Source organism: Candidatus Neomarinimicrobiota bacterium (genome assembly GCA_021157965.1).
In the GTDB taxonomy this organism is placed as follows: Bacteria; Fidelibacterota; Fidelibacteria; order Fidelibacterales; family Fidelibacteraceae; genus Fidelibacter.
Genome location: JAGGVO010000041.1, coordinates 1 through 12260 on the forward strand (window position 1 = coordinate 1; position 12260 = coordinate 12260).

Consider the following 12260-nt stretch of genomic DNA (forward strand, 5'->3'; position numbering starts at 1 on the left):
GGGTCAAAACGGAAAATGTGCCCGATATCGGAACCGGCGAATTCACCTATCCCACCGGTGAGTATTATGACGGCGGAATCAACCTCTGCTTTTTCACCCACGGCGGCAATATTGACTCCGAATGGAGTGCACAGGGCGACCGCTTTATCTATGTGGATCAGCGGGACAGCACCACGGAATGGCGCCTCTATGAAGGAATCCACAAAGCGGCTGACGATGCCAATGGTATCTCCGTCCGGGCCCGTTTCAACAATTGGGTGACCGGTAAAGCCTGGTTCGATGATTTCAGCGTGGTTAAAATGGTTGTTGCTCCCGGGAGTGCTATTCAACCCAAAGAAAAGGATATTCCTGAAATTCCCGAACGTTTTGCCCTGCATCAGAACTATCCCAACCCCTTCAACCCTGTTACGACAATTCAATATGATCTGCCCCATCAGACACATGTCTCCATTGATATTTACAATATCATGGGACAACATGTAAAAACACTGGTCAATGCCGTTCAGAGTCCGGGAAGCTATTCCTTAATCTGGGATGCCACCAATGACCGGGGAGCCCTGGCTCCTTCCGGTATGTATCTATATGTTCTGAAAACCAACGAACAGCAACTGTCGAAAAAGATGGTTCTGTTGCGTTAGTTTTCCTTTCCCCTGAGTCCATCGGAGCTTACCGCTCCGGTGGATTCCTGTTAAAATCGTTGAAGGATTATCACATGAGACGTTCATTGCGAATTGCCATAATGGCTTTTATCCTGCAGTATTCCATCTTGTCCGCCGGGACAACCGGGAAAATCGCCGGCCAAGTAATTGATGGTGAAACCGGAGAACCTTTAATCGGTGTGAATATCATTGTGGATGGAACTTCCCACGGTGCAGCCACCAATGCGGATGGATACTATACCATTCTGAACATCATGCCGGGGACTTATTCTGTCCGGGCCTCCATGATCGGATATCAGGCAGTAGTACAGCAAAATGTACAGGTGATGATTGATTTAACCACTCCCCTGGATTTTGAGCTGACCACAGAGGTCCTGGCCGGACAGGAAGTGATTGTAATTGCCAAAATGCCCACCGTAAAAAAAGACGTAACCTCAACCTCCTTCCGTGTAAGCTCAGATGAAATTGAACAGCTTCAGGTTCAGACCCTCAGTGAAATTGTGAATCTCCAGGCCGGTGTGGTGGAAGGGCACTTCCGTGGCGGCCGGGCCGGTGAAGTGATGTATATCGTGGACGGCATTCCCATGAATGACGCCTACTCCGGAGACAACCTCTTTGATGTAGAGAGTGATATGATTCAGGAAGTGGAAATCATCAGCGGTACGTTCAATGCCGAATATGGCCAGGCTATGTCCGGCATTGTCAACATCGTTACCAAGGAGGGACAGCAGAACTATTCCGGTAAGCTCTCCCTTTTTTCCGGTGATTATGTGAGTTCACATACCAAAACATTCATGCATATCGACCATATCAACCCTCTTTCCGTCTCCAATCTGCAAATGAGTTTAAGCGGTCCCTTTCCCATCCTGAAAAATCGGGTGTCCTTTTCCATATTAGGAAGGATTTACGGCAATGAGGGCTGGCAATACGGTCGGCGTATCTTCCGCCCTCAGGATTTCAGCACGTTTTCCGACAATCCTGAAGAAAATATAATCCGATCAACCGGAGACAGTGCCTACGTTCCCATGAATCCCAACAAGACTAAAACCATTCAGGGGAAAATCAGTGTCAGACTATCCCAACGGGATAAGTTAAATTATACTTTCTTCTATGAAGATGCATACCACCGGGATTTTGACCGTCTTTTCAAATACAATCCGGACGGTAACTATCACCATGAAAGCAATAGTTATCAGAATGGACTTCAGTACACCCACATGTTTGGGAAATCCACCTTTCTTACGGCCAATGCCTCTGAATCCTTTACCGAATACGGCCAGTATGTCTACGAGAATCCCTATGATCCCCGTTATGTGCCCATTGAGCATCTCACACAAAATAATTCCAACGGTTTTTCCACCGGTGGCATGCGGATGTGGCACCATTTCCGGAACAACCGCACCCGCATTTTTAAAGCCGATTTAAGAAGCCAGTTTACCGCAAATCAAACCCTGGGCATTGGGGCAAGCCACAAGCAATGTCGCTTATGGCTCCATGAATATCAGCTGTATTTCGATGAAAACAACGCGATTCGTATCCCCTCCGATTCCTCCTGGTATAATAACTCCTACACCCGTGAGCCTGTGGAAATCGCCGCCTACATCCAGGACAAACTGGAGCTGGGGGAGATGATCATCAACATGGGCCTCCGGCTGGATTATTTTGACCCGAACGGTGAAGTGCCGGAATATTTTTACGATACCCGGGAAGCACCGAAACGGCAAGCCAAAACATCCCATCAGTGGAGTCCCCGCATCGGCATTGCTTATCCTATTTCCGATCAGGGGGTTATCCATTTTTCCTATGGACATTTCTTTCAGATTCCCAATTATGAACATCTGTATATCAACCCCGATTTTGAGGTAAATCTGATCCAGCTTAAAGGTGATCAGCCGCCTCGGGGCCGATATAATATCATGGGCAATGCCGAATTGAAACCGGAAAAAACCGTCAGTTATGAAATCGGCATCAAACAGGCCATTACTTCCGACCTGACCATCGACATCACCGGCTATAACAAGGATATCCGGGATTTAATCGGTCAGATTACCATGCAAAACATCTACGGAGGAAAATTCTGGCGCTTTATCAACCGGGATTATGCCAATGTTAAGGGCATTACAGTTGCCCTTGAAATGCTTGAGCGTCCCGGCTCCTTTGGCTTTTCTGTGGATTATACTTATCAGTCCGCCACAGGAAACGCCTCGGATCCCTTGGATGAATCCAAAAACCAGGAATCCGATCCGCCCATTCAATCAGAAAAGAAACGCAGACCTCTGGACTGGGATCAAACCCATTCCCTGAACATGGCCCTGACCACCACCCGGATGGGATATCACATCAGCCTGATCGGAAAAATCGGAAGCGGCACCCCCTATACCCGGGAATCGCCATACTACAATAACCGGATCCTGAATGGTGAACGCAAACCCATGACCATGACCTTTGACCTGAATGTAACCAAAGACTTTTTCCTCAACACCTGGACAATTTCTCCTTTTATGAAAATTACCAATCTTCTGGATCGGAAAAATAACCGTGAAGTATATGCTTCCAGCGGCACGGCTGATTACAACTACGATATGGTTTTTGAAACATACCGTGGATATAAAACGCAGGAAGAATGGTATATACAGCCAAACTATTACGATGAACCCCGAAAAATCATCATTGGCTGCTCCTTAAGTTTTGATCAGAAACGATGAGAATTAACATGAAGACTTACACCATGAAAAAAAACACAATTGTTCTGGTTGCCGTTTTAAGTTGTCTGATGATTAACAGCCTGCCTCTACCGGGACAAACACCTCAATCCATGCGGGGACACCGGGAATACCGCAGGCGGGGACTGATGAACGGGAACCTGGTCCATACTCTTTTCTGGAATTACTGTGAAGTGGGTAGTTACCCCGACGACCCCTCCGGTTGTTGGCCTTCTCCGGAACGACACTACCTGGACGACATCACCCTGATTGTCTCGGTGGAAACAATCAACAGGAACGGTGAAGTTATCCATCCCATGGAAACACAGTACCGGGAATTTGTGGATGTCTCTCCGGAAGGAATCCCATGGGGTTTTGAAGCTCGCCCCAACTGGTTTAATATGGACAAAGAATCCAATACATCCCCGGCCATGAGTAACAATCCAAATTCCTGGCCCGATTACTGGCTGGATAAACCACTGTCCTGGGCCGGATACTGGAACGGCTATTTCGGAAAAGGCATCTATAATGCTGATTTGGAAACGGTGTTTGTCTTTGATGATGATCCGGATAAAGAACCCAACCTCCACATGAATTTTTACTGTGATTCAAGAGACTCCACCCGGGGTGGTGTGGGACTTGTTGTGAAAGCCCGGGGATTTCAATGGAGCCAGGTGCTGGCGGAAGACTGTATTTTCTGGCTTTATGATATCACCAATGAATCCAATACTAATTATAACAAATCTTATTTTGCCCAATACATCGACTGGGGTATCGGGGGTGTGGGCAGTGATGTGCAAAACATCGGTGAATACGACCTGGACCTGGACATCGCCTTTGCTTACGGGCCTCCCGGAGCCGTGGGAACACCGGGAAACTGGCAGCCTATCGGTTATGCCGGCTACGCCTTTCTGGAAAGTCCCGGCATTGAAACAGACGGTAAAGACAATGATAATGACGGCATGGTGGATGAGTCCAGAGAAAGCAACGGACCGGGAAATTTTATAGATACATATCCCTATGGTATTGATAACGTGGAAAACTTTGTCCGGGTGTACAAATATGACCCGAAACCCCATTGGGAAAATGATGAGGATTGTGACTGGGAACCTTACACCGACGTAAATGGAAACGGACAATGGGATCCGAATGAACCGTTAAATGACGATGTGGGTGCTGACGGTGTAGGCATGTACGATTTACACTATACCGGTCCGGATGAGGGGGAAGGGGACGGATTACCCACCAACGGAGAACCCAATTACAATGCCACAGATCCGGATGAATCGGATCAAATCGGTTTAACCGGTTTTGATATCTTTCCCACCCATCGCTATGAACTCATCAATGATGAAGAAAACTGGGGTGTCTTCAGCCGGATGCCTCCCCCCATGAGTGAAATTGTACAACCGAACAATCTGAGTATGTTTTTCTCGTCAGGAGCCTTTCCTCTTATGCAAAACCAAACAGAACGCTATTCCATGGCTCTGCTGTTCGGGGAAGACAAAGACGATCTGGTGAAAAATAAAAAAGCCGTCCAGCAAATTTATAATGCGGATTATCAGTTTGCCAAACCGCCGCTGAAACCTACAGTAAAAATCTACCCCGGCGACGGTGAAGTCACCCTTGTGTGGGATGATATTGCGGAACAGTCCTTTGACCCCTTCCTGCAGGAATACGACTTTGAAGGCTATATGATTTACCGTGGGACTGAACCACAGTTTCTGGAAAGCAAAATTATCACCGATTCTTACGGGAATAAAACATACCGGAAACCCATTGCCCAATTCGACTTGCAGGATGGTATTACCGGGCCACATCCTGTGGATATCTACGGCATTAAATTCAATCAGGGGGATGACACCGGCATCCGGCATGTTTACACGGATAAAAATGTAAAGAACGGGCAGACCTACTATTATGCCGTCGTATCCTATGATTATGGCTTTTACACATACACGGAAAACGGTGTGGAGGGGTTTCAGCCTTCGGAATGTTCGGCCATTATCAGCATGAATTCTTTGGGTCAGGTGACTTTTATGGATATTAACTGTGGCAGTGCCACCCCCCGGCCCGCCGCCGCCGGATACATTCCCCCACAGGTGGAGGGAGAAATCGATCATGTAGGGCCCGGAACCGGCAGGATCAATGTCGCTTTGGTGGAAAAACATAAAATTCCCCCGGGAGAAACCACCTATGAACTTGCTTTTCTGGAATCCACCAAATTCCACAATGAAACAAAACCTTTTTATATGGTCCGTAATGTTGAAGCAGACACCCTGGTTCTGGACAGTACCCGGGTTACATCCTACGGCGATGAGAGCCCCCTCTTCGACGGCATTTCCCTCACAATCTACAACGATACAACAATCACAATCGATGAGGATAAATCCGGATTTATTAAAGGCTCGTCAGATTTCGTCCCAAAAATCCGCCTGAATCCGAAAAACGAAGATGTCATCGGTTACCGCTTAAACCTGGAACAACCATCCGATTACCTCATCTCCTTTCATGATTCCGTTTACACCTATTCAGCCGGTGTTTTTGGCATTAAATCGGTACCATCCAATGTTCAGGTCTATAATATTACCGACTCAACAGACGCCCTTTATGCTGTATCGGATATAGATAAGGACGGACAATACAGTCACGGGGATGATATCATCATTCTTGTTCCGGACGACGAATTTTTATTTAAACGCTACACATCCTGGATGATCCGTTTTGCACCACTTCTGGAAATCGATACGGTATGGGTTAATGAAGTTCCCTATGCCGATACAATCTGGATCACCGTAGATCCGCCACAACCCGGAGATATATACTATCTGGCCACCAAAAAGCCCTTCCGCGAGGGTGATATTTTCCGTTTTACCGTAACGGGTGAAGATTCCAGCAATACCCTGGCCCGGGAAGAACTGGATGATATCTGTGTGGTTCCCAATCCCTATGTGGTCACCGCCTCCTGGGAACCCCGGAACATGTACAAATTCGGACGAGGCGAACGTCGGCTCCATTTCTATCACCTGCCTAAAGACTGTACTATCCGGATTTACAACCTGCGGGGTCATCTCATTGATACCATTGAACACCACTCAACGGCCAATGACGGAATGGCCGCCTGGGATATCTTATCCAAAGATGACAATGAAATTGCTTACGGAATTTACATTTACCATGTAGAAGCACCGGGAGTGGGAGAAAAAATCGGACGTTTTGCCCTGATTAAATGAGATGAAAAAAACGAGCAAACATAGGATGCTGAAGCTGATCCTTCCGGTCCTCTTCCTCTATCCGGTTCTGCCGGGATGTGATAGCGCGGAACCGGTGTCTCCCCCTGTTGCCACGATAAACGGCAGGACCGTTTCTGCCGGTGAATTTGCCTTTTTCTACGAATTTGTTCCCCGTCATATTACAAGCCAGGAAAAAGAAAAGGCCTATACTGATGCATTACAACGGTTAACGGATCGGATTCTCCTGGCCCAGGAAGCGGAATCATTGGGACTCGGAGAATCGGATACCCTCATGCAGAGAGCTTTGGACCTTTTCCGCAGGCAGGCCGTAAACCGGGAACTCTATCTGAAATATGTCCGGAAACCCATTATCGTGACAGAAAGCGAAGCCCGGAAGGCCTTTGAACGATCATGTAAAACATTGCATGTAAAACATTTTCAAACGGCTCTTGAATCGGAAATTAAAAATGTACGGTCCGGTGTAGTACCCTGGAATCACCTCCCTTTGTACCCCGGGTCCGAAACTATCGAATCCCCCCTATACGGAGAAGTGGATGCCGTTTCCTGGAACGATGTGGCTCCCGATTTGGAGGAAATGCTTTATTCTATGGAGCTGCACCAGATTTCCGAACCCATTTTTGACGGGACGTATTATCACATTTTCAAAGTGGTGGATTATGAAAAAAATGTTCTGATTCGTGAAAGCGATTTTCTGGCAAACAGGGAATCCATCGAGGGAGTTCTCCGGAAAAGGCAAGAGTCCTTTGCAGCCTCTGAATTTGTCCGGGATGTGATGGATCCGCAACACATCATTATCAAAGCCGATGCCTTGAACGCCCTAACCCGCCACATGTGGAAAAACAGACCGGTGGAACGAGATAAAAAACTACAATTTCTTCCCGACCGGGAGATTAACACACTGCAGGATACAGATCACCGGCTGGCTTCCATGGTCATTGTCACCTTTCGGGATGGAGAAATGACCGTTGATGATCTGATCATGAATTACCGGGTCAATCCACAGCCGGTTATATACACCTCTGAAATTGGACTCCGGGAAAGTCTGAAAAATGCCGCTGCGGTCTATGTCCGGGACTATGTGCTTTCTGAAATGGGAATCAGGGAAAAGCTGGACCGGCTTCCCTCTGTTAAAGAAGAAGTCCAAACCCGCAAAGAATATTTACTGGCGAAAAAAATGATCCGGAAGCTCTACAGTTCGGTAAAAGACAGTATAACCACTGATGAAGGCCTGGAAGCCTGTCTGGAAAACTATCTGACAGAATTAAGAGCCAAAGCATCAATAGAAATTGACGAGGAAATTCTTTTCAGCATCAACACCTCGGATGAGGGATTATCACGAAAAATAGATTTTGTAGGTGTATCCATATCACATTAGTGAACAGGAGTTTTTCATGAAAAGCACTCAGATAAAAAAACGCATCCTGCGAATCAGGAGAATGGGAATTGTTTTACTGGCAGGAGCATCCTTCTTATATGGCGAATCGGGAAGGCTGACCAATGTGGGCACAACCGCTGCACCTTTTCTGGAAGTTGGGGTGGGGTCTCGTGCCATTGGCATGGGAGGTGCTTTTGTTGCGGTATCCAATGATGTGTCGGCCCTGTACTGGAATCCCGCCGGCCTGTGCCGCATGAATCAGGGAGAAGCCGTTTTTGAAAGAATTGAATGGCTCGCGGATATTGCTTTTAATTATATGGGCGTCGCCCTGCCCTTACGGGGTTTTGGAACCGCCGGTTTTTTTCTGAATGCCATGACGGTCCCCCACATGAAAGTGCGAACGGTGGATTTTCCCGACGGAACAGGGGAAGAATATGATGCTACAAGCTATGCCGTAGGACTTTCATATTCCTTTGGAATCACAGATCGCTTCTCCATGGGATTTACCGGAAAATTCATCTCTGAACGCATCTGGCATGAAAATACTTCCACAATGGCCGTGGATATCGGCACCTTGTATTATACAGGTTTCGGCAGCCTGCGTATCGGAGCGGCCATCACTAATTTCGGTCCATCCCTTCAAATGGACGGTAGCGACCTTATCATTTATTACGATGCCGACGAATCTATTGACGGAAATAACGACAGGATCATGGGTAAGCTCATGACCGATGACTGGCCTCTTCCGCTGAATATGCAGTTCGGACTGGCTTATGATGTGATAAACAAACAGCACGCACGCCTCACAGTTGCCGTGGATGCTTTTCATCCCGTCAACAATACGGAAAGCATCAACGCAGGATGTGAACTGTTCCTGCTGAATATGCTCTACCTGCGGGCCGGATATAAGGCCATTGGGCAAAAAGATACGGAAGAAGGCCTGACTCTGGGAACGGGACTCCGCTACAAGATGTTCGGACAATCCAATATCATGGTAGATTATGCCTATGCCGATTTCGGGCGGTTGCAACATGTCAACCGATTTACAATCCGCCTGAATTTTTAGACATCACCATGTTAAAGGATAATTACAGGAACTTACATGAATAAATACAGAGGGTGCCGCCAGGCATTGGCCAGACTTTCCTTCTGTGTGATAATCGGATTTTCTGTATCCTTTGCGGATCAGATTTCTATTCCCCGTGTAGAACAAATGCCGAATCTGCCACAACCCTATCTGATGCGAAACTGGAAACAGGTGGCCATTGATTATGACAACCTCGTTTTTGATCTGAACCGGACAGGTCAATATTTACCCTTGATATGGATTAACACCAATACTTTCAATTATCCCAGCCACAACAGCTTCGGTCTTCATACCGTTGTGGGAACTCCTTATCCGGGCAATGCAGAAGCCATTAATGTGTTGCCTGCTGTAATCGGAGCCACTCTGGTTGGCATTGACAAAAGCAACCAAAATGGACACAACTGGGTGCTGGGTTGTGAGGAGTGGTTCAACCGAAGACCGGAAGAGAATGTCTATTTGAATGGCCCTACCGCCCAAAGCGGGGATGACTGGTGGTATGCCATGATGCCCAATGTGTTCTTTTACCAATTATATGACCTGTATCCCGGAACGGGAGATTTTGACTTTCAGTTTGTATCGGTGGCTGATCAGTGGCTGAGAGCCGTGGAAGTCATGGGCGGCAGTGCTACGCCCTGGAACCGGGCACACATGAACTACAGGGGCTGGTACCTTTCCACCATGACACCCCACACGGAAGGCATAACGGAACCTGAATCCGCCGGATCCATCGCATGGATTTTATATAACGCTTATGTACAAACAGGAAATCGCCGGTACCTGATGGGTGCCGAATGGGCCATGGAATTCCTGAATGGCTTTTCTACTAATGCTGCCTATGAACTTCAGCTACCTTATGGCGTGTATATTGCTGCACGCATGAATGCAGAACTGGGAACCACATACAATGTGGACAAAATGCTCAACTGGTGTTTCAATCCGGAGGAAAATGTCCGGCAGTGGGGTGTAACCCTGGGAAACTGGGGCGGTTACGACTGCTATGGTTTGGTGGGGGAAGCTCTTTATGACGGCTATGCCTTTGTCATGAACGGGTTTGAAATGGCCGGAGCACTGGTGCCCATGGTCCGATACGATGACCGATACGCCCGGGCCATCGGCAAATGGGTATTGAATCTGGCCAATGCTTCCCGCCTTTTTTATGCCAATTACCTGCCGGCAGATCACCAGGATGGCGAAGCCTGGGCCTATGAATATGATACCACCGCCTGCATCGCCCATGAATCCATGCGGGAATTTGCCATCGGTAGCGGTGTGAGTCCCTTTGCCACCGGCGATGCCATCTCGGGCGGCTGGGGTGCCACCAATTTTGCCCTTTACGGTTCCTCCCACGTGGGTATTCTGGGCGGAATAATCGATACCACTGAGATTCCGGGCATCCTGCAACTGGACCTTTGCAAAACAGATTATTTCCAAAAAAATTCCTATCCTTCCTATTTATACTATAATCCGTATGACGAAAATAAAACCGTAACACTGAATACAGGCCCGGCTGTCGTAGATCTCTACGATGTTGTATCCAATCAGATTCTCAAAACCGGCATCAGCGGCAAAACGGAGATAACCATACCGGCAGACGGGGTGATTCTGGCCGTATTGATACCCGCCGGAGGAAATATCACTTACGTTGAAGAAAAGATGCTGGTGAATGGCATTGTCGCCGATTATTACAGCGGCCGGCCCGTCAGCAACCATCCGCCAAGAATTAAAGCGCTGGCAACGGACTCTGCTACTGTTCTATTCAACCAAACCGTCACCCTCTATTGCACGGCGGCAGACAGAGACCTGGACGCATTGACATATTTGTGGACAAACGGAAACGATACACTGGATGGCAATGCACCTTCCATATCCTGGACCGCTCCGTCTGCCGATACACTGGTGACTGTTTACTGCTTTGTCAGTGACGGGACGGCAGAACCGGTCCGGGACAGCCTGATGATTTCAGTCATTGAAGCATTCAATCATAATCCCGTGATTGAGGAACTGATTGCCTCTGCCCGAAAAATCAACCGAAGTGACACAACAACCATTTATTGCCGGGCCTCCGATCCTGACGCAGATCCACTGAATTTTACATGGACCACAAAATCCGGAACTCTTACTGGCAGTGATTCAGTTGTTACCTGGATTGCACCTGATTCGGCAGGATATTTTTATGTTGTATGTTCCATTGATGACGCCCGGGGAGGATATGATACAGACAGCATCGGGATTGTGGTCCGTGATTCATCCGGAGCCCAAACCGGCGAACCGGTTGCCTGGTATCCCTTCAACGGAGATGCAACGGATGACAGCGGTTTAAATAACCATGGCATCGTAAACGGTGCCGTACTCACAGCCAACCGTTTCGATAATGCCAATTGCGCCTACTCTTTTAATGGCACAAACCAGAACATCCGCGTTCCGAACAGTGCCAGTTTGAACTTTACAGAAGCTATTTCCGTCAGTTTCTGGATGAACGCCTCCGAACTCTACAGCTCCCGGGAATCTTACCCCATCTCTCACGGAAACTGGGAAAACCGTTGGAAGATATCCATCATTCCCGAGAAACGCATCCGCTGGACCATCAAAACAACAGATGGCATCAAGGATTTGGATTCACAGATCAAAGTATCCACAAATACCTGGTATCACATTGTAGGACTTTTCGACGGCCGGAATATTGAATTGTTTATCAATGGAAATCTGGATGCACATGCCACTTTTTCGGGAACTCTTTTAACCACATCTATTGATTTGATGATCGGGCAGGTTTTGCCAAATGTCACAGAGTATAACTTTAAAGGTACTTTGGATGATATTGCTATTTATGATTATGCTTTATCCCTTGAGGAAATTGCCGAACTTTATTCCGTGACCAGTGGGAATCGCAACAACGACAATGAACTGCCGGAAAGTTTTCAACTTTCCCAGAATTATCCCAATCCCTTTAATCCGGCAACAACAATTCATTATGACATTCCGAAAGCCGGTCATGTAAAACTGCAAATATTCGACATCAGCGGCCGGTTGATTGAAACTCTCGTGGATGAATATAAAACCGCCGGTTCTTATTCCCACATCTGGAACTCTTCTCATATCAGTTCCGGAATATATCTTTACCGCTTGCAGGCAGATGAACTGACTTTTGTGAAAAAATGTGTAAAACTGAAATGAAAATCACTC

The 12260-nt window shown here is 47.4% G+C and carries 6 protein-coding genes; all 6 read left to right on the forward strand.

Features of this window, described 5'->3' with window-relative positions; translation table 11 throughout:
• Positions 1–638 (forward strand): T9SS type A sorting domain-containing protein (locus J7K63_05310; GenBank protein ID MCD6234435.1); only part of this gene is annotated, 638 nt, incomplete at its 5' end.
• Positions 639–712: 74 nt separating this feature from the next.
• Positions 713–3364, forward strand: coding sequence for a TonB-dependent receptor (locus J7K63_05315; protein ID MCD6234436.1), 2652 nt, complete (start codon positions 713–715; stop codon positions 3362–3364).
• 8 nt (positions 3365–3372) lie between these two features.
• Entirely contained in the window at positions 3373–6594 is a 3222-nt protein-coding gene (locus tag J7K63_05320; protein ID MCD6234437.1) for a hypothetical protein, read from the forward strand.
• Between the two features lie 25 nt (positions 6595–6619).
• On the forward strand, positions 6620–7990 hold the full coding sequence (locus J7K63_05325; protein MCD6234438.1) for a hypothetical protein: 1371 nt from the start codon (positions 6620–6622) through the stop codon (positions 7988–7990).
• A gap of 16 nt (positions 7991–8006) precedes the next feature.
• Positions 8007–9056, forward strand: coding sequence for a PorV/PorQ family protein (locus tag J7K63_05330; GenBank protein MCD6234439.1), 1050 nt, complete (start codon positions 8007–8009; stop codon positions 9054–9056).
• A 36-nt stretch (positions 9057–9092) separates the two neighbouring features.
• Complete coding sequence (locus J7K63_05335; protein MCD6234440.1) at positions 9093–12251, forward strand: T9SS type A sorting domain-containing protein; 3159 nt, start codon at positions 9093–9095, stop codon at positions 12249–12251.
• The last annotated feature ends 9 nt before the right edge of the window (positions 12252–12260 follow it).

Coding starts and splice junctions, on each gene's coding strand:
- J7K63_05315 (MCD6234436.1), top strand. CDS start 713: ATGAGACGTTCATTGCGAATTGCCATAATGGCTTTTATCCTGCAGTAT.
- J7K63_05320 (MCD6234437.1), top strand. CDS start 3,373: ATGAAGACTTACACCATGAAAAAAAACACAATTGTTCTGGTTGCCGTT.
- J7K63_05325 (MCD6234438.1), top strand. CDS start 6,620: ATGCTGAAGCTGATCCTTCCGGTCCTCTTCCTCTATCCGGTTCTGCCG.
- J7K63_05330 (MCD6234439.1), top strand. CDS start 8,007: ATGAAAAGCACTCAGATAAAAAAACGCATCCTGCGAATCAGGAGAATG.
- J7K63_05335 (MCD6234440.1), top strand. CDS start 9,093: ATGAATAAATACAGAGGGTGCCGCCAGGCATTGGCCAGACTTTCCTTC.